The 25954-nt window shown below is 46.2% G+C and carries 21 protein-coding genes; 7 read left to right on the forward strand and 14 right to left on the reverse strand.

From position 1 onward, the window contains the following. Nucleotides 1-157: 157 nt before the first annotated feature. The 4 genes from HPS56_RS05700 to HPS56_RS05715 form a co-directional block, all read right to left on the reverse strand. Nucleotides 158-2632, reverse strand: a complete 2475-nt coding sequence (locus HPS56_RS05700; protein WP_172275200.1) for a bifunctional UDP-N-acetylmuramoyl-tripeptide:D-alanyl-D-alanine ligase/alanine racemase — start codon at nt 2630-2632, stop codon at nt 158-160. A gap of 12 nt (nt 2633-2644) precedes the next feature. Continuing rightward, complete coding sequence (locus HPS56_RS05705; protein WP_172275201.1) at nt 2645-3460, reverse strand: GSCFA domain-containing protein; 816 nt, start codon at nt 3458-3460, stop codon at nt 2645-2647. A gap of 16 nt (nt 3461-3476) precedes the next feature. Further along, entirely contained in the window at nt 3477-6206 is a 2730-nt protein-coding gene (locus tag HPS56_RS05710; RefSeq protein ID WP_172275202.1) for a bifunctional fucokinase/fucose-1-phosphate guanylyltransferase, read from the reverse strand. Nucleotides 6207-6418: 212 nt separating this feature from the next. Further along, nucleotides 6419-7156: a nitroreductase family protein gene (locus tag HPS56_RS05715; RefSeq protein WP_172275203.1), complete on the reverse strand. Its 738-nt coding sequence runs from the start codon at nt 7154-7156 to the stop codon at nt 6419-6421. Between the two features lie 264 nt (nt 7157-7420). On the opposite strand from HPS56_RS05715, the gene HPS56_RS05720 reads away from it, so the two are divergent. Next, nucleotides 7421-8680, forward strand: coding sequence for a glycosyltransferase (locus HPS56_RS05720; RefSeq protein ID WP_172275204.1), 1260 nt, complete (start codon nt 7421-7423; stop codon nt 8678-8680). Nucleotide 8681: 1 nt separating this feature from the next. After that, on the forward strand, nt 8682-9470 hold the full coding sequence (locus HPS56_RS05725; protein ID WP_172275205.1) for a glycosyltransferase family 2 protein: 789 nt from the start codon (nt 8682-8684) through the stop codon (nt 9468-9470). Here HPS56_RS05725 and HPS56_RS05730 read toward each other — a convergent pair. Then, nucleotides 9418-10404 carry an alpha/beta hydrolase gene (locus HPS56_RS05730; RefSeq protein ID WP_172275206.1) on the reverse strand — a complete coding sequence of 329 codons (987 nt, stop codon included), beginning with the start codon at nt 10402-10404 and terminating at the stop codon, nt 9418-9420. The two genes, HPS56_RS05725 and HPS56_RS05730, sit on opposite strands and share 53 nt — an antisense overlap. A gap of 494 nt (nt 10405-10898) precedes the next feature. Here HPS56_RS05730 and fucP point away from each other — a divergent pair, with 494 nt between their 5' ends. Beyond that, the gene (gene fucP / locus HPS56_RS05735) at nt 10899-12233 is read left to right on the forward strand and encodes an L-fucose:H+ symporter permease (protein WP_369800276.1); all 1335 of its coding nucleotides are present in this window, start codon (nt 10899-10901) and stop codon (nt 12231-12233) included. Between the two features lie 370 nt (nt 12234-12603). On the opposite strand, the gene HPS56_RS05740 is transcribed toward fucP, so the two are convergent. Then, entirely contained in the window at nt 12604-15117 is a 2514-nt protein-coding gene (locus tag HPS56_RS05740; protein ID WP_172275207.1) for a YfhO family protein, read from the reverse strand. Nucleotides 15118-15341: 224 nt separating this feature from the next. Between HPS56_RS05740 and HPS56_RS05745 the strand changes: the two genes are divergently transcribed. Both HPS56_RS05745 and HPS56_RS05750 read left to right on the forward strand, forming a co-directional pair. Beyond that, nucleotides 15342-16025: a 5'-methylthioadenosine/adenosylhomocysteine nucleosidase gene (locus tag HPS56_RS05745; RefSeq protein WP_172275208.1), complete on the forward strand. Its 684-nt coding sequence runs from the start codon at nt 15342-15344 to the stop codon at nt 16023-16025. 70 nt (nt 16026-16095) lie between these two features. After that, nucleotides 16096-16581, forward strand: a complete 486-nt coding sequence (locus tag HPS56_RS05750) for an S-ribosylhomocysteine lyase (protein ID WP_172275209.1) — start codon at nt 16096-16098, stop codon at nt 16579-16581. 196 nt (nt 16582-16777) lie between these two features. Here HPS56_RS05750 and typA read toward each other — a convergent pair whose 3' ends face one another. Next, complete coding sequence (typA, locus tag HPS56_RS05755) at nt 16778-18580, reverse strand: translational GTPase TypA (RefSeq protein ID WP_172275210.1); 1803 nt, start codon at nt 18578-18580, stop codon at nt 16778-16780. 524 nt (nt 18581-19104) lie between these two features. Here typA and rpsO point away from each other — a divergent pair. Beyond that, entirely contained in the window at nt 19105-19374 is a 270-nt protein-coding gene (gene rpsO, locus HPS56_RS05760) for a 30S ribosomal protein S15 (RefSeq protein ID WP_172275211.1), read from the forward strand. A gap of 67 nt (nt 19375-19441) precedes the next feature. Here the strand turns inward: rpsO and HPS56_RS05765 are convergent, their stop codons facing one another. The 7 genes from HPS56_RS05765 to HPS56_RS05795 all read right to left on the reverse strand — a co-directional run bounded on the left by HPS56_RS05765 (nt 19442) and on the right by HPS56_RS05795 (nt 24833). Next, a complete protein-coding gene (locus tag HPS56_RS05765) occupies nt 19442-20425 on the reverse strand; it encodes an Lcl C-terminal domain-containing protein (protein WP_172275212.1) in 984 nt (327 codons plus the stop codon). A gap of 51 nt (nt 20426-20476) precedes the next feature. Next, nucleotides 20477-20887 carry a 2-amino-4-hydroxy-6-hydroxymethyldihydropteridine diphosphokinase gene (folK, locus tag HPS56_RS05770; protein WP_172275213.1) on the reverse strand — a complete coding sequence of 137 codons (411 nt, stop codon included), beginning with the start codon at nt 20885-20887 and terminating at the stop codon, nt 20477-20479. Next, nucleotides 20887-22047 carry a tRNA preQ1(34) S-adenosylmethionine ribosyltransferase-isomerase QueA gene (gene queA, locus HPS56_RS05775; protein ID WP_172275214.1) on the reverse strand — a complete coding sequence of 387 codons (1161 nt, stop codon included), beginning with the start codon at nt 22045-22047 and terminating at the stop codon, nt 20887-20889. Before queA ends, folK begins: the two co-directional genes overlap by 1 nt. Nucleotides 22048-22067: 20 nt before the next feature. Then, nucleotides 22068-22775 carry a tRNA pseudouridine(55) synthase TruB gene (gene truB / locus HPS56_RS05780; protein WP_172275215.1) on the reverse strand — a complete coding sequence of 236 codons (708 nt, stop codon included), beginning with the start codon at nt 22773-22775 and terminating at the stop codon, nt 22068-22070. 15 nt (nt 22776-22790) lie between these two features. Continuing rightward, nucleotides 22791-23588 (reverse strand): undecaprenyl-diphosphate phosphatase, encoded by a 798-nt coding sequence (locus HPS56_RS05785; RefSeq protein ID WP_172275216.1) that lies wholly within the window; start codon nt 23586-23588, stop codon nt 22791-22793. Nucleotides 23589-23594: 6 nt separating this feature from the next. Then, nucleotides 23595-23873 (reverse strand): DUF3098 domain-containing protein, encoded by a 279-nt coding sequence (locus HPS56_RS05790; protein ID WP_172275217.1) that lies wholly within the window; start codon nt 23871-23873, stop codon nt 23595-23597. 81 nt (nt 23874-23954) lie between these two features. Beyond that, complete coding sequence (locus HPS56_RS05795; RefSeq protein WP_172275218.1) at nt 23955-24833, reverse strand: cell division protein FtsX; 879 nt, start codon at nt 24831-24833, stop codon at nt 23955-23957. Between the two features lie 263 nt (nt 24834-25096). On the opposite strand from HPS56_RS05795, the gene HPS56_RS05800 reads away from it, so the two are divergent. Beyond that, entirely contained in the window at nt 25097-25873 is a 777-nt protein-coding gene (locus tag HPS56_RS05800; RefSeq protein ID WP_172275219.1) for a radical SAM protein, read from the forward strand. Nucleotides 25874-25954 lie beyond the last annotated feature (81 nt).

Below are 25954 nucleotides of genomic sequence, written 5' to 3' on the forward strand. Positions count from 1 at the left end.
AGGCGGGAATCACCATCCAATGAATAAGCCCTGTTTGTAATATACACTGTAAACATCGCAAAACGATACCCCTACTCCGAGGAAGAACCAAGACATCACATAGCCCGTCTGTTTATACCGGAAACGTCCGCTTTTCTTCCTGTGGGTACAATATATGTCAGTCCTGATAATACACTTTTTTCACACGGCTGCTTACACCTGTGAAGACCTCGTATGGTATTGTATCAAGCGCATCTGACAGAACTGTAACAGGAAGATTGGCTCCGAAAATCTCAACCATGTCACCTTCCTTGCAGTCAATGCCTGTTACATCCACCATGGCCACGTCCATACATATATTCCCAATGTAAGGGGCTTTCTTACCGTTCACTATACAGTAGCACCGGCCGTTGCCGAGCTTCCGGTTCAGTCCGTCGGCATATCCGATTGGTATTGCGGCGATGACACTGTCGCGGTGGAGTTTTCCCTTCCGGCTGTAACCCACGGTATCTTCCTTAGGTACGTTTCGCATTTGAAGAATCGTAGTCTTAAGTGTACTCACTGTGCTGAGTATTCTGTTGTCGCGGCTGTCCACTCCATATAGTCCCAGCCCCAGACGGCACATGTCAAGCTGCCGTTCCGGAAAATGTTCTATTCCCGCAGAATTTGATATATGACGCAGTATCTTGTGGCTGAATGCAGCCTGAAGCCTTTCGGCTCCTGTTATGAAACGTTTGAACTGGCACTCGGAAAACGTATCGAAGTCATCACTGTCTGCCCCCACGAAGTGCGAGAACACCGAGCGTGGTATTATGGCATTCTGATGTTTGAGCCTGTTTATAACCTCATCGATATCCGTTTCGGGATTGAAGCCGAGACGATGCATGCCCGTATCAAGCTTTATATGTACCGGGAAACCTGTCAGTCCTTCTCTTTCAGCTGCTTTTATCAAGGCTTCCATGAGTCTGAAACTGTATACTTCCGGTTCGAGGTCATAGTCAAACATGGTCTTGAAGGCAGTCATCTCCGGGTTCATTATTATGATATTACAGGTTATGCCGTTCTTTCTTAACGTCACACCCTCATCGGCCACTGCCACTGCAAGATAGTCCACTCGGTGGTCTTGAAGGGTTTTTGCCACTTCCACGGCTCCGGCTCCGTATGCGTCGGCTTTCACCATGCACACTATTTTTGTGGAAGGTTTCATAAATGAGCGGTAGTAGTTGAGATTGTCAACCACCGCATTGAGATTTACTTCAAGTATGGTTTCATGCACTTTTTGTTCAAGCAGCTCTGTTATACGGTCGAAACCAAATGCACGGGCACCTTTTATGAGAATCACCTCATTATGAAGCTCCATGAACACATCGCTTCTCACAAACTCCTCAACAGTGTCGAAGAAATACTTCTCGTCCACCTTTATCATTTCCTTTTGTGATGCAAGCCGGCCGCCTATGCCCACAAACTTTTCCACTCCGCGTTTTACGGCAAGATCTGAGACTGTACGGCACAATATGTCGTACTGCATTCCGCTTTGACAAATGTCGCTGAGGATGAGTGTGCGACGGCGTCCTTTGTGGTCGGGACGTCTGTTCATAAAGTCGAGTGCGATGCCGAGTGAGCTGATGTCGGAATTATAAGAGTCGTTTATAAGTGTGCATCCGTGTCTTCCTTCTTTCACCTCAAGACGCATTGCCACCGGCTCAAGCCCCGACATGCGCCGGGCAAGGCTGTCTGCATCCACACCGAGGGTAAGGGCCGTACAGGCACATGCCAAAGAACATTCCACAGAGGCTTTGTCGATGAAAGGAAGCTCGTATGCTCCTGCCGTACCTTTATATATATAATGTATTAGCGTAGACGCATCTTCAGTTGTGACTGATTCGACAAACATCGCCGATTGTCTGTTCTCACGGCTCCATCCAATCTTTTCCCCCTTGAATCCCGAACATCTGAGGCAACGGCCTGCTGTATCGTCGTCAGCGTTATATACAATCACGTCTGCATCATGAAAGAGTGTAATCTTTTCCATGCATTTTTCATCTATGGAACGGAAGTTTTCCTGATGTGCCGCACCGAGCGAGGTGAGAACCCCCACAGTAGGCTGTATGATGTCGTGTAATGCCTGCATTTCCCCGGGTTTGCTTATTCCGGCCTCAAACAGTCCTACCTCCGTGTGCTCATCGAGTAGCCATACCGACAGCGGCACGCCTATCTGCGAATTATAGCTGCGCGGTGAACGGCTGACCACCATTTGCGGTGACAACAGCTGATAGAGCCATTCCTTGACCATTGTCTTGCCGTTTGAGCCTGTTATGCCCACTATTGGAATGTCAAACTCGTCGCGATGACGTTCTGCGAGTCTTTGCAGGGCTGCAAGTGTATCTACAACCTTTAGGAAATTTGCATCCGGATAGTCTGCGGAGGGATTTTCAGGAAGATGCGTAACAACAAAGCTACGTACTCCGCGACGGTAAAGTTCGGGGATATATCGGTGTCCGTCATTGCGTTCCGAAGTAAGGGAGAAAAATAAAGTCTCCTCCGGAAAGCAAAGTGAGCGGCTATCGGTAAGTATCCATCTTATATCAGCATCGGTATCTCCGATACGTCGCGCTCCGATGAGCGTGGCAACTTTCTCGATAGTATATTTCATTTCTGAATATTTTTACAATGCAAAGTTAGGGTATTTTTCTGATAAATCAGCCACTTTACGCATAGTTTTATCCCAAAAGGCCTTATACTCTTCCGACTCCGCATTGAAAGGTTTGTGCCCGATGGCATCCTTTATCGGACGCCATTCATTGATGAAGCATCTGGCGGCATCGCTGAAATATGCCTCTGAGAACAGCTGCCATATATATTCCACCGCCTGGTCCGACGGATGAAGCATATCCTCACGATAGAAACGGTAGTCGCGCAGTTCGTCGTTCATGATTTCGTATGCGGGAAAATATGTGCAGGCAGGATTCTCCTTCACGAGCATATCGGCAGCGAGAAGCAGTGTCGCCTTTGACAGCCGGCTTCCGTGAAATCCGTATTTCGCATATCGGATGGGGCTTACCGTTATTATTATCCGGATATTGCTATTGCGGTTCTGCAATATCTCAACAGCCTTTAAAAGGCATTTCACGCATTCATCTATCGTAAGTTCCTCCTCATTAAAAAGCTTTTGCGGACGTTTGCGGCAATTGTCCACAATCTCACCGGTTTCCTTAAGCCTGTATATATGGTTTGTACCAAGTGTGAATATGGCTGTCTCAGGCATAAATTCCGTGTCGTCTGTCATTATCCGCTCAACGGTGTGCATTATACTTACAGGATTATACATCACACCATACGGATTCACCTTTGCACGGAACTTATCCTCTTGAAACCTTTTTCCGAGACTGTCAGCGAAGCATGAACCTACAAAAAGCATTTCTATGTTCGGCCCTATACTGAATGTCGGCCGGGGAATGTCTACCTTTGTTCTGAATTCCATTGTTCTGCCTATAATGTCAGCTTCTGCTTACCTGAAGTCCGGTCTTACTTAGCGACATATCCACAAATCTTGCATTAGGATTGTTGCGGTTGTTGTTTATTATTTGTCTTATACGCGCGGCGGCTTCAGGATCTTTTGCCACCATGTAAAGATAGCCGCCTCCCCCGGCTCCAGGCAGTTTATAGCCGAGACAAAGGTCATCGACCAGATCTGTTATGTTTTTCACTGCTACAGGATTTGTGCCCTTGTCGAGAGACTGATTCTGTGCCCATGTTCGTCTCACAAGCTGTCCCATTCTGTTGAAGTCGTTGCGCTGTATGGCCTCATACATATCCATAGTATGTGCTTTCATGTCGCGTAGCATCTCGAGCTGTGCGTTGTGGTTGAGAAACATTCTGCGCACTATTTCCGAAAGAATGTTCTTTGCGGTACGTGTTATTCCGGTATAGTACAGCAGATGACACTGGGCATATTCCTGATTGGTGTATATGTCATCCGGAAGCCATCTTACGAGTGGTGTCTGTTCGAAACCCTTGTTGGTCTGAAGCAGTTTCACACCTCCGAGGACGCCTCCGAACTGGTCTTGCCATCCGCCTCCGGTGGTCAGCAGCTGTTCGAGAATAAGCGTGCGTTTGCATATTTCGCTTTTGTCCCAAGCCAATGAACAGAAGTCGTTGAGTGCTCCCAGCACAGTGGATGCAAGGATGCTGCTTGTGCCGAGACCGCTGCCCGCAGGTATTGCCGACAGTAGAGTGAGTTCTATTCCGCAACCGAAGTTCATCAGTTGTTCTTTCAACGACGGGTACGTGGTCTTGCAGAATTCGGGAAGGAAACCGGCCAGAACGAGTGCGGCCTTTGGTATTGAGAACGGGCTTCCCACGTGCATGAAATCGGCAAGCTGCTCGTAGGTGTCGACAACCTCAACAGCCCCGAGGTCGATGCTTCTGAGTATGATGTGATGGTCTGCACACGGGCGTATGTATGTCTGCAACGGTGGCTGTCCGTTGAGTTCTATTGCGAGGTTTATCACGTTGCCACCCTCCATCAGGCTGTAGGGCGGTGTGTCTGTCCATCCTCCGGCAATATCGATGCGCACAGGGCTGCGTCCCCATACAATCTGGTCGGCATATACCGACATGCGCGGTTCCTGGCGTTCGGAGTGTATGGTTTCGGTAAGTCCTTCACGTAAGAGTGCAAACGCTTTCTTTTCCTCATCTTTTCCATCACCTCCGTTAAGACGGTGCAGTTCCGATCGGAACATGGCGTCGTGTATGCGCTTGAGCAGCGGGGCGTCGTCAGCCAAAGGAGCCGGTTCGGCCACCGCTGCTGCGGCAAATTGCCGTGCCGCATCGTCAAGGTCAGTCTGATAGAACACACTGTGTTCATGGTTTGCCGCAAGCTCGGCCCAGTTTCTTTTGCGGAATGCCTTGCGCTGTGCGACAAGTCTCGGCAGGTTGGCCTCGTTGGATATGTCTTCCGCACTCATCATTGTATAGCCTTCGGGTGTATTCCCACTGAGCATGCATGCAAGAACAGTTTCTATTTCTTCGATGCCGTTTACCACAGGGAAACGTTTGTCCTGCTGTTCTGCACCGGCAAACTTGTCGTCAATCATGTAGGGACGTACTATATATGAAGTGCGGCCATAAGGAATGATGTCTATACATTGTCCCGGGCTCAACCTTATATTGAAGTCGTTTTCCGGCATTCCGGTTATTATATTGTCATGAGTGACGGTCCATCCTTTTCCGACGTTACTGTTTTCTATCCATAGGTTTTTGGTTTCCGAATCAAACTTAATGTCGGTGACGGAGTTTTGTATGAATATCGAAGGATGTGGCTTCCTGCCGTGATGCATTATCTCACGTTGATCGTTGACAATGTTCTGCACCGCAAGTGTGGATGAAATCATCTCATGGCTTGTGCCGTAATGATAGAATTCTCCTCCGGGCAGGGGAACAATCTCAACTTTCAGTTCCTTCAATTCAGGATCGTCAATCAGCGGATCGGTTCCGAGACAGCATCCGAATTCCGAATACAAGTCATAGTTTATTATGTTTCCGTCTTTTTTCGAACGCTTCATGAGAAGTTCCATTGCCTTGTCGCTAAGCATCCATACCCCGATATCGGTAAGATAGAATCCTTTCTGCAATACACCGTTGAGTGTTTCCACAGAAGGCTTCTGCAGCATTTGCTTGAGTACATTTGGCGAATGACGGTCGGAAACGAACACTCCGTGGTCGGTGGCGACAGATGCATCAAGCCATAGACCGTAGCATACCACATCCGCCTCAGGCACTGCCGGAAGTTGCTGTGCGGCGCGTATCAGGACGTCACCGCTTACTATCATGGTATTGATATTGTCGGGTGCCAGCCTCATCATTCTGTCGAACAGCGGAAGCTGAAGGTCGAGAAGGGTCTGGGACAGTTTCTGACCGCGCTCCCACCTGAACACCGGCACCGGTGTCAGTATCTTGCCAGACGGGGCGTATGCCGGCAGACGACGGCTTTGTCCTCCCGCATGGAGAATGAGACGCCGTTCGGAACTTATCCAATCCGACATGCTCATCCCCTGACTCCTGCCCCATGCCTCATAGCACTGTTCCATTAGCCATGTAGTGCCACCGCCGCTGCCCAGTTTGCGGCCCACGGGGTCGTTGGTGCAAAAGTATTCTTCGCGTGACGTTCCTGTTATTTCGTGAAAGCACCCCACGAGGTTGGGGGGAAGTGATAATAGTTTTTTCATAATTTGTTGCTAAAATCTGTCTTTTCCTTAAGTTGTATTTCTATACGGATATCGCATATATTTACAGATTGCAAATATACTCAAAAATCTTTGTTTTTACCGCAGTACAACCCTAAAATGTTGAATTTCATCCTACCTTTTTCGCCATGGCAACATTCAAACATGTTTGATATTGCCCACCCGGCTTATCGAAAACGTGCAGCAACACTATCTCACATAAACTTCTGCCTCTTCAATGCCTCAATGAATCCCTCCGACATCGCCTCACAGTCTTTCTTCGTATATCTTATATCGGTAAAAATCTGCGCAAGCGTCTCCTTATTGTTTATTCTCACAAACTCCTGATTTTCCGGAAGCGCCTCTTTTGGAGAATAATACTTATCTATATCCGCGGCAGAATAGTTTGAATATTTCTCACTGTGTATGAAAGACTCCTCGGGCAGGCGGTCGGAAAGAGCAGGTTCCTCGGCAGGCCATCCGAGAGTGATTGTAGCCACAGGCATGACAAGCTCGGGAAGCTGTAAAGTATCTATAATCATCTGCGGCATATACACCGTTGTACCAAGAAAACAAAGTCCGAGACCTTCCTCTTCAGCCAGATTACAGAACGTCTGCGTATAAAGCAGCGCGTCTGTGGCCGCATTTATGAACGACAGCATATTGTCGTAACCCGGTTCTGCCTTACGGTTTCTGCACCAGATGCTCGTGCGGTTGTAGTCCGCACATATTGTAAGCACTACGGGAGCCTCTGTCACCATCGGCTGATTGAAATGTGCCGGTGCAAGCCTGGCTTTCATCTCATCCGAACGAGTCACCACCACGCTATACAGCTGCAGGTTACCCATTGTCTGTGTGCGTGCGGCCTCTGAAAGCAACTTGTTCAGCAACTCTTCGCCAACCTCTTTCTTTGCATATTTACGTATGCTACGTCTTGTGTTTATTGTTTTCATTGTGTATGCTTTTTAATGTTTATCAAATAATATTCCCTGCCGGCAGAGAACACTCCACTCCTTTTGCCATGCAAACTTACGGAAAAAAAGCGAGAATGACAGTCTGATAATAATGTTTTTAATTCTCAAATGTCTGTTTACCGGCTTTTTTACTACCTTTGCATAGGATAAGCTGCACCCCAGCAATTTGAAGCAAGCTTCATTGCACCCGCCATACTTTATTACACATACAGCAATATCATACTATAAAAACGGAAGAATTGAATGAAAGTTCTGATTGTAAACACAAGTGAGAATACCGGAGGAGCCGCCGTTGCAGCCAACCGCCTGACGGAGGCCCTGAACAACAACGGGGTGAAGGCGAAGATGCTCGTACGGGACAAGGAAACCGATGACATCACCGTTACCGGTCTTCCCAAAAGTATCCGCACAAAGTGGAATTTCCTATGGGAACGCTTAGTGATATTCATCCGGCTTCACTTCTCAAGGAAAAACCTTTTTGCCGTAGACATTGCCAACTGTGGCACAGACATAACAAAACTGCGTGAATTCAAGGAAGCCGACATTATACATCTGCACTGGATAAACCAAGGCATGCTTTCCCTGAAAGGCATACGCAAGATTCTCGGCAGCGGCAAGCCCGTTGTATGGACCATGCACGACATGTGGGAATGCACGGCAATATGCCACCATGCACACTCGTGCATGAAATATACCACAACATGTGAGAAATGTCCGCTGACGTCCGAAATCTCCATTGGCGACATGGCCAAAGGCGTGTTCAGGAAAAAGATGCGGATGATGGAATCCTCACGAATACATTTTGTGGCGGTCAGCACATGGCTGGCCGGCAAGGCACGCTCAAGCTCACTGCTGCGAAACCAGCCCATAGAAACAATACCCAACTCTCTGTCGCTTTCAAAATTCAAGCTTCTCGACCGCAACGACTCACGGTCGTCCCTCTCCATAACGGAAAAATATGTCATCGCCTTCGGAGCCGCACGCATAGATTTCCCGGTAAAGGGCTTTTCCTATCTGAAAGAGGCTCTTGGATATCTCGTAGGCGAGATGGGGTATTGTACGGATGATGTCCGCCTGCTGCTTTTCGGAGCAGTAAGGAATGCCGACACACTCACAGGAATCCCTGTCAAGTATACCCACTTAGGAGTTGTAAAGGACGACCATACCCTGTCGCAGATATATTCGGCGGCAAATGTTCTTGTATCGTCATCTTTATATGAAACTTTCGGGCAGACGCTGATAGAGGCCCAGGCATGCGGATGCATACCCGTGTCGTTCAACAACAGCGGACAAACAGACATCATAACACACGAAAAGAACGGCTATCTTGCGGAATATCTTTCCGCCAAAGACCTTGCCGCAGGCATCGGCTGGGCATTCAACACGAACGTTTCAAGAAGAGAACTGCGCAAAGAAGTGCTCGGAAAATATTCGGAAAGCAACGTGGCAAACAAATATATAAAGCTTTACGAGAGAATAAAAAACGAAAAAACACTTCCATGACATGGTGAAAATCACTTACGTTACAATAACGTTCAACGCCGCACACTGCCTTGAACGGACACTCAACAGCGTGCTCCGTCTTGAATACAGGCATGTAGAGCACATAATTGTAGACGGTGCCTCAACCGACAATACGCTGCGCATGGCGGAAGACTATAAAACCGTATCCGACAATGCGGATAACGGACACACAGTGAAAATCATATCCGAACCCGACAACGGACTTTACGATGCCATGAACAAAGGACTCGGCGCAGCAACAGGCGACTATATATGTTTCCTCAACGCAGGTGACTTCCTGCCGAAGGCTGACCTTATAGACACCATTATAAAAAACAGCCGGATGGAGGAAAGCGTGTCACAGATGTGGCCGGGAGTGATCTACGGCAATACCGACATTGTGGACAATAACGGAAACTTCATACGCCACCGCCGCCTTTCACCTCCCGAGAAACTGTCGTGGCGTTCGTTTATCCATGGAATGCTTGTCTGCCATCAGGCTTTCTATGCCCGCACCGACATCGCCCGCAAATTCAGATACGACATGCGATACCGCTACTCTGCCGATGTTGACTGGTGCATACGTGTGATGAAAGAGTGTGCCAGGCTGCATCTTCCGCTATCAAACACACATGCGCTGCTTGTATGCTATACAGAAGAGGGACAATCCACAGTCCATCACACGGATTCACTAAAGGAAAGATACAGGGTCATGTCAAGACACTACGGCCACATTCCTACTTTTCTGATGCACTGCTGGTTTGCCCTGAGACAACTGCTGAAGCGATAAACGCACCTACCCTTCCGGCATATTCCTCCGGATGGTCAAGACAAGCCCTTGCATGTTCCGTTCCAGGAGCAACCCAAAGAACTTTATTGCCCGGCTTTGCCTCATAGAGCCTATATACCATCCATGTGGGCACAAATGTATCCTTGTCGCCATGGATGAACATCATCGGACGCCTGCATTTCCTTACCTGGCTTACCGGTGACGCCTCTGTGAAGCCCCATCCGTATTTCATCCTGCAAAGCATATCGGCAGTATACATAAGCGGGAACGAGGGAAGCGAGAATTCGTCATGAAGCTCATTCCTGAACTCATCCCACACACTTGTATATCCACAATCTTCCACAAAACATTTTATGTATTCGGGAAGATTCTCGCCTGACACGCACATTGTCGTGGCAGCTCCCATGGACACTCCGTGTATTACAATCTGCGATTTTCCTGTACTGTCACGGAACATCTCTTCGGCCACCTCGGCCCAGCGTATCACATCCTTTCTGTCTTTCCATCCCATCTGTATGCTTTCTCCGTCACTCAGGCCATGGGCGTTCAAATCGGGCAACAATATATTGTAGCCCATCCGCTCCTGATACATCCTGCCGATATAAAGGAATGTGACATGACAGTCCTTATATCCATGAACCACTATTGCCGTACGGCCGCATGCAGAGTCGCCTCTCATATAAACGGCATGCATACGCCGGCCGTCAACGGAAGTTATGAATGTGTCACGCAACAGACCGTTGCCCCTGACGCTGTCTGTCCATGCCTTCATAAACGGGGCACGCCCATACAACACCTGCAACGCGCTGTCTATATCACGACGGTTGGGATCAGGGTCAAGCGAATAACCGAGCATATAAAAACTACCTCCCATTATTACCGAGACTATAATAACGGCTAAAGCCGATATAGCAATATATGTCTTCCTTTTCATAAATTCCTTCATTTAGTATAAAATTCCACGTCCGTCCATAAACCAATACAAATTTAAACAAAACGACGGAATTATCTGCGGCATGAAAAACAATTTAACGCAAGTTCCGGCAAATTCAGAGTTCACTCCATAATTAGAATCCAGCGTTTGCGACCAAACGGATAACATGAAGTATTAGGTTCTTACCTGAGTATGGACATGCCTTTGGCATGTTTCAGGCCGCAAAGTGCCTGTCCGCAAACCTTCCGACTTAAGTCAGACGGGTTTCCGACTTAAGTCAGACACCCTTCCGACTATAGTCAGAAAGCTTTCCGACTTAAGTCGGAAAGTTGAACATTATGCTCTTCTGGGTTTGAAAACAGCCGCTTTAAAATAAAAAAACGTGTAGTTTCCAGTTTGAAAACGCCTCTCCTAAAGAAAGAAACGATTATAAAAAACATCATTCTTAAATATTTTTATTACTTTTGCGGAATAAAAAACCTACTAACAAAAAAATGATGAACAAAGAAAACGGTTTACTGACCAAGAACGGTGTCAGCCTTTTGATTCCCTTTATTATGATAACATCATGCTTTGCCTTATGGGGCTTTGCAAATGACGTGACAAGTCCTATGGTGAAAGCATTCTCGAAAATATTCAGAATGAGTGTCACCGAAGGAGCCTTAGTGCAGGTGGCCTTTTATCTCGGCTATTTCGTTATGGCATTCCCTGCCGCACTGTTCATTCAGAAATATTCGTTCAAGGCAGGCGTACTCACAGGCCTGGGCCTGTATGCCACCGGTGCACTGCTGTTCATTCCTGCAAAATTCGCAGGAATATACTATCCGTTCCTGCTTGCATATTTCATCATGACCTGCGGCCTGTCATTTCTCGAAACAAGCTGCAACCCGTACATCTACTGTATGGGAAGCGATGAAACCGCCACACAGCGACTTAATCTCGCACAGGCATTCAATCCTATAGGTGCCGTATCGGGAATGTATGTGGCAATGTACTGTGTACAGGCAAGGATTAATCCGTTGAGTTCGGCAGAAAGGGCCACCCTGCCTGCCGAAGAGTTCAACGCGATAAAAGACGCAGACCTTGGCGTGCTCATCCAGCCATACGTATTTATAGGACTGTTCATTGTGTTGCTGTTCTTCGCAATAAAATTCACAAAAATGCCAATGACCGGCGACACACACACCGGGAAAAAACTCACACAGTCGCTCAAAGAACTCTTCAGGATGAAGAACTACCGTGAGGGAGTGGTTGCACAGTTTTTCTATATCGGGGCACAGGTGACATGCTGGACATTCATTATCCAATACGGCACACACATACTGATGAGCGAGGGCATGGGCGAGACCGAGGCGGAAATCCTGTCCCAGAAATTCAACATCGCGGCGCTTCTGCTCTTTACCTTCAGCCGCTTCATCTGCACATGGTTTCTCAAATACATTCAGCCCGGACGCCTGCTTTCCATTCTTGCCGTGCTCGGAACAATAGCCACAGCGGGTGTCATCCTGCTCACAAACCGTGGCGGACTGTATTGTCTGGTGATTATCAGCGGATGCATGTCGCTCATGTTCCCCACGATATACGGCATTGCGTTGCGTGGAGTGGGCGACAACGTCAAAATAGGAGGTGCGGGACTCATTATGTCTATTCTCGGAGGTTCAGTATTTCCTCCGGTCCAGGCCGGAATAATCGACTGGGGAGGCACGCTTCTCGGTCTGCCGGCCACAAACATCTCGTTTGTCATTCCATTAATATGCTTCATCGTTGTGGCCGCATACGGCCACAGGGCTTACATCAGACATAACATCAAACACGACTACAACGTATAAGCACGGCTTTCATACACCGTGACATGAAAATCCCCCGAAGGTTGAGTGGGTTCAACCTTCGGGGGATTATTCTTTCCTTTGTTTTCACCAAACAGGACTGACAACGGGTCACCCGACAAACCAGGGGGAGTTTCGGCTCAACAGATAAGTCAGGGGCATTCTTTGTTCACCCGATAATCGGCAGACACGCAACCCCGCCGGCTTTGAATCATTTGGCTTAACGAAAACGTCCGTTTGTTGCTTTCATCCTCCATGCAGGGACATGCCTTTGGCACGTGTCAAGCGGCAAACAATCACACCCTCAGTTCATTATAAACTATTGTACACATCGCAAAACGATGTCCCTACTCGGGGAAGAAATGAACGCCTATCAGGCGTTGCCTCCGTCAACCGGCTTCTGTGCCTTACGCTTTCTAATCTCGAAGAACACCAGCAGCACAATGACGGCCAACAGAAACGCATAAGCAACGTATGCAACGGTTTCCGTAATGTCTATGGACTTAGGCTTAAACGTGAGCACAACCGTGTGACGGCCAGGCTTCACCTTCAAAGCGCGCAGAATATAGTTCACACGTCCCAACTCTGCCTCCTCACCGTCTACCGTGGCCGTCCATCCCGGATAATATATCTCCGAGAACACCACCACTCCGCCTTTACGTGAGTCCACATCGTAGGTAAGCTTGTTCGGCTCGTATGCCGTAATCCTCACAACGCTTCCGCCTTCCTGAGTGTCGCTCTCTCCAAGCACTCCGGCAAATTTCCTGTCAGCCACAGCCTCATGGCGCAAGTCAAGCCTGCCGACCATGTCTATCTCACCATTGGCATTATCCGCATAATGGACCTTATCCACCATCCAGGCATTGCCGTATGTGTAAGGATTCATTATCGGAACTGTCTGTCCGGACTGTAAGGGCAGAATAAAATATTTTGTATTAAGCATATTCAGTACAGGATAAATGCTGTCGCCGTTGACTTTTGTCATATCGCCCTGAGCCTCGGCAATGGCCGGGAAAAGCTTCTGCATCTCAGGCGAAATGTATGCCTCTATCATTTCCTGATAACGACGGAGCTTAGCCGCATGGTATCCGCCGATGCTCTTCAGATAATATGAGGTCTCATTCTCGTTGAATGTGTTTGTTGAAAGGTTCAGCACACGATAGTCAAGCGATTTGTCAAGCAGGATCTGCCGCTCGGCGGGTGACATTTCCACCGGCTGTTCGCGCACGCTCTTCTCAACAAACATCCCATCATTGAGATAGCGTTTGTTTACCTGCCACATGTCTGCCAGACATAATACCGTCAGGACTACTATCATCGGCAAAGCCTTCAACTTCCGGGCCTTGAACAGCAACAGGCAGGATGTGCCGGCAAGAATTATAAAGAAAGAACGCCAGCTGTCGGCTGAAACAACGGCCTTACGCATATCGGTAAGGTTTGCAAGCAACGGCTGAAGATGCTCTGAAGGTATCTGGCTCAATGCCTGCATCTCCGAAGATGACACGAATGAAGAGAAAAACGCCCCGGGCATAACGGCAAAAAGAAAAGACACACCGCCTGTAAGGGCAAACGCTGCATATACGTATCTTATATTTGCAGTAAGTATCTCCGGCCCGTCAACAATCTTCTTCAGAGCAAGCATGGCAAGAAGAGGTATTGTAAACTCGGCAATGACAAGTATGGAAGACACCGTACGGAACTTGGCATACATCGGCATATAGTCGATGAACAAATCAGTAAACCACATGAAGTTATGCCCCCACGACAAAAACACAGAAAGCACCGTGGCTGCAAGAAGGCCCCACTTCAAAGGTCCCTTAACGATAAACAGCCCCAATACAAACAGCATCAACACAAAGGCACCTACATAAACAGGGCCGCTGGTCATAGGCTGCTCGCCAAAATACTGGGTAATCTGCTGGTATACCGGCAGATATGTATTATCGGCATGCTTCATCGCAACCTCGCTTTGCGACATCGGCACCGATGCCCCGCCCTTAACATTAGGAACAAGCAAGGTCCAGGTCTCGTCGATACCGTAACTCCACTGAGTTATATAATCGCGTTCAAGGCCGCTGTTAGTCTGATTGGCTGAATTCTGCTTCACAAGCTCACTCTTTCCACGCATAGACTCCTTGCTATACTGCCACGTATGATACAGGTTTGACAGATTAAGACAAATGCCTATCGCCGCACCGGCCAGGCAAACACCCGTAGCCTTAAGGAAATGCTTCATGCGCTTCTCACGCACAGCCTCCCAAAGATATGCCAACACTATGAAGAACAATACAAACAGATAATAATACGTCATCTGTACATGATTGGCAAGCACCTCAAATGCAGTGAAAACAGCCGTCATGGCAAGACCCCAAAGATACTTACCGCGATATGCCAGCACTACACCGGCTATCATTGGCGGTAGATATGCCAGGGCCATGACCTTCCACAGGTGTCCGGCAGCTATGATAATGAAGAAATAACTGCTGAATGCCCATATCACCGAGCCAAGCACTGCAAGGGAATGACGGAAATCAAAAGCCCTGAGGAGTATATAGAATCCGAGAAGATAGGCAAATACATACCATACATTCTCCGGAAGCCATAGATGATAGAAACTCACAGCGGTATTGAGAGTGTCGCTGCTGCCATAGGATGGAGCTGTCTGATAAGTGGGCATGCCTCCGAACAGAGAGTTTGTCCAGCGTGTTCTTTCACCGGTACGCTCCAGATACTCTTTCTGCTCCTGACCGGAACCGCGCCCGGCAGAATGGTCTTCACGATAAAGAATGCGCCCCTCTGTAGCTGCCGGGAAAAAATAGGCAAACGAGATAACTGCAAACATAAGCACTGCCAGCAAGTCCGGCAGACATTTCTTGAATATATTCATCTTTATATGTAAATGTTTATAAATTTTCCGCATGCAAAGTTAATGTAAGTTGAAGACAATACATAATTTACAAAGACAAGAATTACATATTGTTACAACTTTTAACCCAAACAACACGGCACAGGCGGGGATAAATTGCAGCACGCCTTTCTTTGTTGAATGAAAAGTGTATTAATTCAAAACATTATTTGTAATTTTGCATTCAAACAATATATAGAAACAACATGCGCATAGGAATTATCGTTGCGATGGAGAAAGAATTCTCGCAACTTCAGTCAACAATAAACAATCTGGAACATGAATGCCGCAACGGCATCGGTTTCGCGACAGGAAACATTGGCAACAATGACATAATAATACAGCAATGCGGTATCGGCAAGGTAAATTCCGCAATCGGTGCCGTGGAAATGATTAACAACTACCGTCCGGACATCGTAATATCCACAGGCGTGGCAGGGGGAGCCGACACGTCACTGAACGTCACAGAGGTTGTAGTGAGCACCGAATGCAGGTATCATGACGCATACTGCGGAAAAGAATGTGAGCCTGGACAGATACTCGGACAGCCCGCCGCATTCATTTCACCGAATGAACTCGTAGAAAAGGCCGCATCGCTAAACTGCACGACACGGATACATCCCGGACTGATTGTGAGCGGAGAATGGTTTGTGGATACGAAAGAGAAAATGCGGTCGATACTTGACACATTTCCCGATGCAAAAGCCGTGGATATGGAAAGCTGCTCCATAGCACAGACATGCCACAGATACGGTATTCCTTTTATAAGTTTCAGAATAATAAGCGACATCCCGCTGAAAGACAATAAGGCGAAAATGTATTACGACTTCTGGAAGACAATGGCCGACGGTTCGTTCAATGTGACAAAGGCTTTCCTCGAAAGTCTGTAAATAAGAAAAAATACTTATCTGATTATAACACAGGAAACAAGAGTCTATATCAATAATATAATAAGCAAATATGAACAAGATACCAAGCTTCACTATAAATCACAACAAGTTGCTGAGAGGAATCTACGTTTCACGCAAAGACAACATAGGCAACGACACAGTGACAACATTCGACATAAGAATGAAAGAGCCTAACCGTGAACCGGCACTGCATCCCGGAGCACTCCACACCATCGAACATCTTGCAGCCACATACCTGCGGAATGATGCGGAATGGAAAGACCGCATCGTATATTGGGGCCCGATGGGATGCCTCACCGGAAACTATCTGCTAATACGAGGCGACTATGAAAGCCGCGATATTGTGGAACTGATGAAGCGCACATTCAGCTTCGTGGCCGGATTTGACGGTGATATTCCTGGTGCGGCACCGGAAGACTGCGGCAACTGGCTGCTTCATGACCTGCCGATGGCACGGTGGGAAGCAGGGAAATATGTTACGGAAGTCCTTGACTGTATCACCGACGACAATATGGTTTACCCGGAAAGCATCTGATTTCCGGATAATATCTTAGTAATTCTAATATTAAACCCTTTCACGGATTAAGGATATCAATATCCTTAATCCGTGAAAGGGTTTGTCATGAACCATCCACAGGTAGGAACAGCCTTTTTCACGAGCAATATCAAACTTGTTTGAATACTATCGCTCCCCATAAAAACCGCGACATACGGCACCGGGCACAAAGACATTATTCTTTGTTTGCCTTCTTACGTTCGTTGTGGTCGAGAATAATCTTACGCATGCGCATGCTCTTAGGAGTAACCTCTACAAGCTCGTCCTCCTTTATATACTCCAGAGCCTCTTCAAGAGACAATACCGTACGCGGAACAATTCTTGCCTTGTCATCAGAACCGCTGGCACGCGTATTGGTAAGCTGCTTGGCCTTGGTAACATTAATAACAAGGTCGTTGTCATGGACATGTTCACCCACAACTTCACCAAAATAAACTTCTTCACCCGGGTCTATAAAGAACTTGCCCCGATCCTGAAGCTTATCTATCGAGTAGGCAAACGAAGTGCCTGTCTCCATGGCAATCATCGAACCGTTGACACGGCGGGTGATGTCTCCCTTATATGGCTGATACTCCTTGAAACGGTGAGCCATTATAGCCTCACCCTGACTGGCAGTGAGAACGTTGGTACGCAAACCAATAATACCACGTGAAGGGACGCTGAACTCAATGTTCACGCGCTCTGCCTGGCTCTCCATTGAAGTCATCTCACCCTTACGGCGCGTCACCATATCAATCATCTTGCTGGCAAACTCTTCCGGAACATTAATCGTAAGCTCCTCTATAGGCTCACACTTAACCCCGTCAATCTCCTTATAAATAACCTGAGGCTGACCGACCTGCAACTCATATCCTTCACGCCTCATCGTCTCTATAAGCACTGACAGATGAAGCACACCACGGCCACTGACAATCCATTTGTCGGTGTAATCCTCAAACGGGCGAACACGCAGGGCAAGGTTCTTCTCAAGCTCCTTGACAAGACGGTCGTTGATATGGCGGCTTGTCACATACTTGCCTTCGCGGCCGAAAAACGGAGAATCGTTGATAGTAAACAACATACTCATCGTCGGTTCATCGATGGCAATGGTGGGAAGGGGCTCAGGATTCTCGAAATCACAGATAGTATCACCAATCTCAAAACGCTCAAGACCTATAACGGCACATATATCCCCACTGCCGACCTCGGCAGTCTTGGAATGTCCCATGCCGTCAAAAGTATGAAGTTCCTTTATTCTTGTCTTCTCCTTTGTTCCGTCACGATGGACTATGGTGACATTCATTCCGTCACGCAAAGTACCGCGATGAACACGTCCCACGGCAATACGGCCAGTATAGCTTGAATAGTCAAGTGACGTTATAAGCATCTGGGGAGTACCTTCTAACATTTTCGGTGCGGGAATGACCTCCACAATCTTATCGAGAAGATATGTTATGTCATCAGTCGGGTTCCTATAGTCCTCGCTCATCCACCCGTTCTTTGCAGAACCGTAGACAACAGGAAAATCCAACTGGTCTTCTGTTGCATTGAGCGAAAACATAAGGTCAAACACCATTTCATAGACTTCCTCCGGACGGCAGTTCGGCTTATCCACCTTATTCACCACCACGATTGGCTTGAGTCCTATCTGGAGTGCTTTCTGCAGTACGAAACGTGTCTGCGGCATAGGGCCTTCAAACGCATCGACAAGCAAAAGACACCCGTCCGCCATGTTGAGCACACGCTCCACCTCACCTCCGAAATCGGAGTGCCCGGGAGTATCAATAATGTTTATCTTTACTCCTTTCCAATCTATTGAAACGTTTTTGGAAAGGATGGTTATGCCTCGTTCGCGCTCCAAATCGTTGCTGTCCAGTACTTGGCCGCTAAGATCCTGTCCGTCACGGAAAAGGTTTCCGGCCAACATCATTTTGTCCACAAGTGTTGTCTTACCATGGTCAACGTGGGCAATAATCGCTATGTTTCTGATGTTTTGCATTGATAATTATCTTAAAAACGGGTGCAAAGTTACAAATAAAAGTTGAAATATCACCGCGTTTAATACCTCTTTTAGGATTTACACATGACATTGATTTCCAAACAGCAACAATAATGTTGTTTTCAAGAAAACTACTCCATGCTCCGGCATATCCTCTCCCAATAAAAAGGCAATGCCTGCCACATTCACATGCAACAGGCATTTTCTTATATACAAAGTCTTAACTAAAAACCATAATAACAAATACGGCACATTCCCTCTAATAAGGGAAAAACCTAACTGCCGAAACGGCATCCAACGGAAAACATTGGCATATTCTACTTATGACTTCGATATATATACGCATAAAAGCAGCAAATGTTAATCACAAAAAACAAACTATTTCACACATTACGAACCTGTAAATAAAAAAAATAGTTAAATATCACTCGGTTTATATACATATATTAATAGTATATGAATTATTATGTGTACCTTTGCAGCCGGATTTTTACAAAACAACATTTAATTAATTAACAACATCTATGTATTTAGATCAAGCAAAAAAACAAGAGATCTTTGGACAATACGGAAAGTCCAACACTGATACTGGTTCAGCAGAAAGCCAGATAGCATTGTTCTCATACCGTATTTCCCATTTGACGGAACATCTCAAGCAGAACCGTAAAGATTATACTACAGCAAGAGCTTTGACTCAGTTGGTAGGTAAGCGTCGTGCTTTGCTTAACTATCTGTACGACCGCGACATCAATCGCTACCGTGCCATCATCAAGGCTCTGGGTCTCCGCAAATAATAACGAGACTCTTTGCTTAGGAAATTCAAATCCCGCATATCATACGATATACGGGATTTTTTATATCCTAAATATCTATATATTTACCGTATGATTTTCTAAGTTTATCCCTTTCTATCTTGTCCACGATTTTCCTGTCCATCACCGGTCTGATATAGGCAGCACGATAACGCAACATCTTCCCAAGCCTTATCTTCTTTGCGAGGGTGTCAACCTGAAAACAATAAGCTCTCTCCGAGTCGCCCACACACGCATTGGCAGTCCAATAGAATCCATTCCGCACTGTTATCATCTTTCCCGTTCTGCGGCTTTTGAGCAGAGCGTAGTCATGCTTATATTTTGCCGGATGGAATTCCGAAACTCTCAACAGCTCATCAACCTCCTCTTTCGTGGGCATACGCCACAGTTTATAGTTTTTCACACGGGCCAAATCATATTTCGTCGCATTGATTCGCATACCTATATACTTGCACTTAAACTCTCCGTCGGCATCAGGAATGGCATAGAGATAGTTTGAGGGTGTATAAAAAGTCTTTGGCTCTGTTTCTCCCCAAGCCACGGAATCAGGTGGAAGTTTCGAATAAGGATTAACCTTGACATCCTCAACGGCCCATAATACAGATGTGCCCATATCCGAATATTCCGGTGGGAAATGCCTCTTCGGCAACGGCAGGATGATCTCTTTATCAACTTCGCCATCCACCAATATATTAGGATTAATGCCTAAAAGTGTTTTAAGGTTGTCAAACAGTCCCGAAAACCATCCGACAACATCAACATTTCCGGAAGTGCTTCCGGCATCTTTATCTGCGGAACCGTTCTTTTTATCAAAACCGGAATCCGTTTTCCTGGCATTGTCTGCATTTGCCTCAGAATTCAAGACCTTATTTTCCGATAACTCAAGCCCGTCGTCTTCTGGATTGGTACTATTTGACAATCCCATTTCCGTCACAAATAATTCCGCCGCATTATAACATACGACAATAACGGCGGTCACGGCCATACCGATTAAAAGAGAAACAATGGCAGCCAATAAAAAATCTTTCTTCATACTACATACTATATTTATCTTTCATGTATCAATATCATCTGCCATACAACGTCACACACCGCCAATCTCCTTTAACGGCAACATGACAAAATCACGCTCATACATCAGAGGATGGGGTATCTTCAATTCCGGCTCATCCACCACAATATCATCATAAAGCAATATGTCTATATCTATCAGCCGGTCATCATAGTGTCCTTCAATGGATTTTGAAGTCCTGCCTAACTCCCTTTCTATCTTCTGAGTAATACTGAGAATATCATGCGGAGACTTATCTGTGACACAACATACGGCTGCATTGACAAACATATTTTCAGAATCGAATCCCCACGGCTTAGTGACAAAAAGAGTTGACCGGCGTTCAACAACACCAATCAACTCTTCTATTCTTTCTATTGCATTGCAGATATTAGCCTCCTTGTTGCCAAGATTAGAACCCAGGCCCAAATAAACTTTGTGCATCAGTCATTCAATATCAACAGGGCATCACCATAGCAGCCGAACATATAACCGTTCTTTACAGCCATATCGTATGCCTCCATGACTATATCATATCCACCGAATGCTGCTGTTGTCATAAGCATTGTAGACTCCGGATGATAAAAATTTGTAACCATACAGTTTGCCATACCGAAATCATAAGGAGGGAAAATAAACTTGTTTGTCCATCCGTCAAATTCCTTAAGAAGCCCGTCTGTACCTACGGCTGTCTCTGTGGCCCGCATGGTGCTCACCCCTACCGCACATACACGATGCTCGGAAGACTTTGCCTCATTCACTATCCTGCAGGCTTCCGCACCTACATTCATCTGCTCTGAATTCATCTTATGCTTTGTAAGATCCTCAACCTCTATAGGCTCAAAATTACCAAGCCCGCAATGAACCGTGATAAATGCGAAATTGATACCGCGTATCTCCATTATCTTCATCAGCTCGCGACTGAAATGAAGCCCTGTCGCCGGAGCGGTGACAGCTCCTTCATTCCTTGCAAAGATTGTCTGGAAATTCTCCATATCATCAGGCGTTGCAGGACGGCGGTCAACTATATAACGTGGTAAAGGAGCCTCACCAAGAGCAAAAAGCTCACGTTTAAACTCTTCATGCGGACAATCATACAGAAAGCGCAATGTGCGGCCTCGGCTCGTCGTATTATCTATAACCTCTGCCACCATCGGTCCGTCCTCGTCAAAGAAAAGCTTGTTGCCTATGCGTATCTTTCTGGCCGGCTCAACGAGCACGTCCCAAAGACGAAGTTCCTCATTAAGCTCGCGTAACAGAAAGACCTCAATCTTCGCATCGGTCTTCTCCTTTGTGCCATAAAGACGTGCCGGGAACACCTTTGTATCATTGAATATGAAGACATCACCATCATCGAAATAGTTAACCACATCACGGAATCCCATATAAACAGAATTTCCGTCCGCATCCTTTATCTCGTTGCCTTCATCGTCTTTCTTAAACATTTCGATTGTCCCGCTCTTGCGGTGAACAACCATCAGACGGCATTCATCACGACGGTAAATCTTATCTATCGTTCCGTCCGGATTATCAAAAGCACGGAAAGAAGGCTCCAGAGCCACCTGTGTGTCAGGCAACTTGAATCTAAATTGTGATAATTTCATATATAAATCAGTCTTCTTTATTAAATTTTATCTTCTATAGTCTGCATATCAAGCCAATCGGAAAACCCGTCAAGACTGACACAGTCTTCCACACGTATGTCACCAAGCCGCGTACGACACAACGAAGTGAGAAATGCGCCACTGCCAAGAGCCACACCGATATCTCTCGCCAAAGCACGTATATATGTGCCTTTTCCACATACAACCCTTATGCTCATCTGCATTTTCTCACGTGAGAATCCTGTAAGCTCTATCTCGTCTATCCGCAAGGTCTTGGGCTTCAACTCAACGTCATGACCCGAACGCATCAGCTTATAAGCTCTGTGACCGCCAATCTTACAGGCTGAATATGAAGGCGGCACCTGCTGTATCTCTCCCATAAACCGCGGCAGCGTATCCTCTATCAGCTCACGGGTTATATGGGCAGTAGGATAAGTAAAGTCTACCGTGTGCTCACAGTCGAAACTGGGAGTAGTCGCACCAAGCTGCAATGTGGCTGTATATTCTTTTGTGTGATACTGAAGATTCTCTATTTCCTTTGTCTTCTTCCCTGTGCAAAGCAACAGCACACCGGTGGCAAGAGGATCCAACGTTCCGGCATGACCTGTTTTAAGGCGTTTAACCCCTAAGCGCTGCGATAAAAGATACCTCACCCTTGCCAACGCGCCGAAACTCGACATACGATAGGGCTTGTCAAGACATATTATCTCTCCTTCTGTGAAGTTCATATAAAACAGGAATATTTATAAAAATGAGAAGATTATGGTAGCGACACCGGCAACAGCACAATAAATACCGAAATATACCAGTTTGCCTTTCTTCACGATGTTTATCATCCATTTACATGCAAGGCACCCTGATACAAATGCGGCAAAAAAACCAACCACAAGGGGTAATGTATCAATGCCTCCGAAAGCGGCCTCACCCTTAAAGCCTTTTATTACATCAAGCAAAGCCTCACCGAGAATAGGAGGTATCACCATCAGAAATGAGAACTGGGCAAGTTTTTCTTTTCTATTCCCTAAAAGCAGGCCCGTGGCAATGGTACTGCCGGAACGGGAAAGTCCGGGAAGAACGGCGCAAGCCTGTGCAACACCTATCACAAAAGCGTCTTTCCATCCTATCTTTTCCTTTGTACGCGGTCTTGCATAATAGGAAAAAGTAAGCAAAGCGGCAGTAACAAGAAGCATACATCCCACAATAAGAAGGCCGGAACCGAAGATCTCCTCTACCGTATCCTTAAAAAATACTCCTACAATACCCACCGGTATCATAGAAATTATAATATTTAACGCATATCTTGTCTCATCGTTAAGCTCAAACTTGAACAATCCTCTGAATATCCAGCTAATCTCACTCCACAATATCACAAGGGTACTGAGAACCGTAGCCACATGCACAAGTACCGTAAATGCAAGATTATCCTCTCCTTCTATCCCGAAAAGATATGAACCAATGGCCAAATGCCCGCTGCTGCTTACCGGCAAATATTCAGTCAGTCCCTGAACAAGACCGAGAATCAATGCTTCAAACCAACTCATAATTGCCTATTCTTCCGTCTGTGTTCCGTTTTTCTTAATGTCTGTATCTTCAATATGGACATCGTTCTTCGGTTTACGCAATATGGCATACACCATTGATACAAATCCAAAAAGACATACCACCGGAGCAACCTTTATCCTCCGCACACTAAAAACATCTGGATTATAAACGGTGTCGGTAGAGCCTGGACCGCTCATCAGGATAAATCCTAAAACTACAATCGCCATACCTGCCGCCAACAGGATATAGTTAACTCTGTCGAATGCTAAATTTCTTTTGTCCATGTTATTTAAAATCAATTATATTTACGTTTAACAATTCACTCCAATGCATATTTCCACAGCCATACATACCATATAGCCGAATTATATTTTATAAAGGTCACCGGCCTTCATTTTAAGAAACCTGTTCACCGAAAAATAAGAGCACAACAGCGTGATGACAATGCCAAAGGCAAATACCGAAGCACCGGTAACGGCAAGTTCTTCCCAAGTAACCACCATAAGCATATTTGGCTCATACCCAACCAGCACATATATGCCGGCACCAAGCACGACACATGCCAAGAAAGCGGCAACCACACCTACTCCAACGGCATTACGGATGAACGGCCGACGGATAAATCCCCATGACGCCCCAACAAGCTTCATTGTATGTATGGCAAAACGGCGCGAATATATGCTCAGCCTGACCGTATTGTTTATAAGTGAGAACGACACACAGGTAAGAAGTACGGCAAGAACGAGCAAAATGATGTTCAACTTGTTCAGATTATCGTTGACTTTGTCCATAAGGTCTTCCTGATAAGCCACATCCGTCACATCCGGAATCTTACGCAATTCGGATGAAATCCATTTCAAGGAATCACAGTTTGCATAATCGGATTTCAACTGTATTTCAAATGTTGCGGAAAAAGGATTGAAACCAAGAAACTCCGACGGATCAGATCCCATAGCCTCAGCCTGCTCCTTTTGAGCCTGCTTTTTACTTATGTAGTCTATGTGGCGGGTATATGGTCTTTTATAAAGACTGCGGCAAAGTTTGTTCGTCTTATTAACAGTCATCGTATCACTCAGCATTACTGTCACGGTGAGGTTTTCCTTAACATAAGCCGAAAGATTGCGGGCCATAAGAACAGAGAACACCACAATACCCAATAAAATAAGCACCATCGTCGTACTGATACACAATGTTATCATCTGCAAACCATGACGATGGCCGGCAGTTTTTCTTTTTTTTCCCATTTACTAACGGATGTAATACACCTAATTTGTTGCAAAGTAACAAAAAAATCCACGAACAGGCAACTCTTTTAACAAGTATTAACCGCACATTAATAATAGAATATTTCAAATATTCAAACGCAGTGGCATTCATTCTTAAAGCCGACAACTCCTGTATAAGAAACAGTAGATTATTTGTTTAATCACAAAATTATATTACCTTTGCATCGGACTGTATGAAATAATTGAAAATTACACAATACAACAAAAACATTCGATAACTTATGAGCACTGTTATTTATCCGTCACCGATATTCGGCCCCGTACACAGCCGGCGTCTCGGTGTTTCGCTTGGCGTAAATCTTCTTCCTCCGGACGGTAAAAGCTGCACGTTTGACTGTATATACTGCGAATGCGGTTTCAATAAGGATCACCGCCCCAAGCAAGGACTTCCTTCTCGTGAACAAGTGGCAACGGCTCTGGAAGAAAAACTCAAAGCCATGACCGCAGACGGGCTTTCACCGGATGTAATCACTTTTGCAGGAAACGGAGAGCCGACAATACATCCGCATTTCGCGGAAATAATAGACGATACCATTGCACTCAGAGACAAATATTTTCCAAACGCGAAAGTATCTGTACTCAGCAACGCCACAATGATTCATAAAAAAAATGTGCATGACGCATTGATGAAAACAGACAACAACATCCTCAAATTAGACACTGTTGACCCTGCATACATAAATGAGATAGACAGACCTTTACACACATACTGTTTAGATAGAATTATAGACGGCATGAAATCATTCAACGGTCATCTTGTAATACAGACCATGTTCATGAAAGGGACAATAGACGGAAAGGATGTCGACAACACGGGAGAAGAATATGTAGGCCCATGGATTACAGCCGTTAAGGAAATCAAACCGGAAGAGGTTATGATATATACAATAGACCGCGAGACTCCGACAGGCACCCTTGCGAAAGCGTCACCTGAAGAGCTTGACAGTATTCGCGACAGGGTCATAGCCGAAGGAATACCATGCATAGCATCATACTGACACTTACACAGCGGAAAAAGGACTTCAGTCAATAAAAAAGGCCTGTACCTCGCGGCACAGACCTTTCCTACCTGTCAAATT

It is taken from the genome of Xylanibacter muris, from assembly GCF_013166605.1.
In the GTDB taxonomy this organism is placed as follows: Bacteria; Bacteroidota; Bacteroidia; order Bacteroidales; family Bacteroidaceae; genus Prevotella; species Prevotella muris.

Coding starts and splice junctions, on each gene's coding strand:
- HPS56_RS05700 (WP_172275200.1), bottom strand. CDS start 2,632: ATGAAATATACTATCGAGAAAGTTGCCACGCTCATCGGAGCGCGACGT.
- HPS56_RS05705 (WP_172275201.1), bottom strand. CDS start 3,460: ATGGAATTCAGAACAAAGGTAGACATTCCCCGGCCGACATTCAGTATA.
- HPS56_RS05710 (WP_172275202.1), bottom strand. CDS start 6,206: ATGAAAAAACTATTATCACTTCCCCCCAACCTCGTGGGGTGCTTTCAC.
- HPS56_RS05715 (WP_172275203.1), bottom strand. CDS start 7,156: ATGAAAACAATAAACACAAGACGTAGCATACGTAAATATGCAAAGAAA.
- HPS56_RS05720 (WP_172275204.1), top strand. CDS start 7,421: ATGAAAGTTCTGATTGTAAACACAAGTGAGAATACCGGAGGAGCCGCC.
- HPS56_RS05725 (WP_172275205.1), top strand. CDS start 8,682: ATGGTGAAAATCACTTACGTTACAATAACGTTCAACGCCGCACACTGC.
- HPS56_RS05730 (WP_172275206.1), bottom strand. CDS start 10,404: ATGAAAAGGAAGACATATATTGCTATATCGGCTTTAGCCGTTATTATA.
- fucP (WP_369800276.1), top strand. CDS start 10,899: ATGATGAACAAAGAAAACGGTTTACTGACCAAGAACGGTGTCAGCCTT.
- HPS56_RS05740 (WP_172275207.1), bottom strand. CDS start 15,117: ATGAATATATTCAAGAAATGTCTGCCGGACTTGCTGGCAGTGCTTATG.
- HPS56_RS05745 (WP_172275208.1), top strand. CDS start 15,342: ATGCGCATAGGAATTATCGTTGCGATGGAGAAAGAATTCTCGCAACTT.
- HPS56_RS05750 (WP_172275209.1), top strand. CDS start 16,096: ATGAACAAGATACCAAGCTTCACTATAAATCACAACAAGTTGCTGAGA.
- typA (WP_172275210.1), bottom strand. CDS start 18,580: ATGCAAAACATCAGAAACATAGCGATTATTGCCCACGTTGACCATGGT.
- rpsO (WP_172275211.1), top strand. CDS start 19,105: ATGTATTTAGATCAAGCAAAAAAACAAGAGATCTTTGGACAATACGGA.
- HPS56_RS05765 (WP_172275212.1), bottom strand. CDS start 20,425: ATGAAGAAAGATTTTTTATTGGCTGCCATTGTTTCTCTTTTAATCGGT.
- folK (WP_172275213.1), bottom strand. CDS start 20,887: ATGCACAAAGTTTATTTGGGCCTGGGTTCTAATCTTGGCAACAAGGAG.
- queA (WP_172275214.1), bottom strand. CDS start 22,047: ATGAAATTATCACAATTTAGATTCAAGTTGCCTGACACACAGGTGGCT.
- truB (WP_172275215.1), bottom strand. CDS start 22,775: ATGAACTTCACAGAAGGAGAGATAATATGTCTTGACAAGCCCTATCGT.
- HPS56_RS05785 (WP_172275216.1), bottom strand. CDS start 23,588: ATGAGTTGGTTTGAAGCATTGATTCTCGGTCTTGTTCAGGGACTGACT.
- HPS56_RS05790 (WP_172275217.1), bottom strand. CDS start 23,873: ATGGACAAAAGAAATTTAGCATTCGACAGAGTTAACTATATCCTGTTG.
- HPS56_RS05795 (WP_172275218.1), bottom strand. CDS start 24,833: ATGGGAAAAAAAAGAAAAACTGCCGGCCATCGTCATGGTTTGCAGATG.
- HPS56_RS05800 (WP_172275219.1), top strand. CDS start 25,097: ATGAGCACTGTTATTTATCCGTCACCGATATTCGGCCCCGTACACAGC.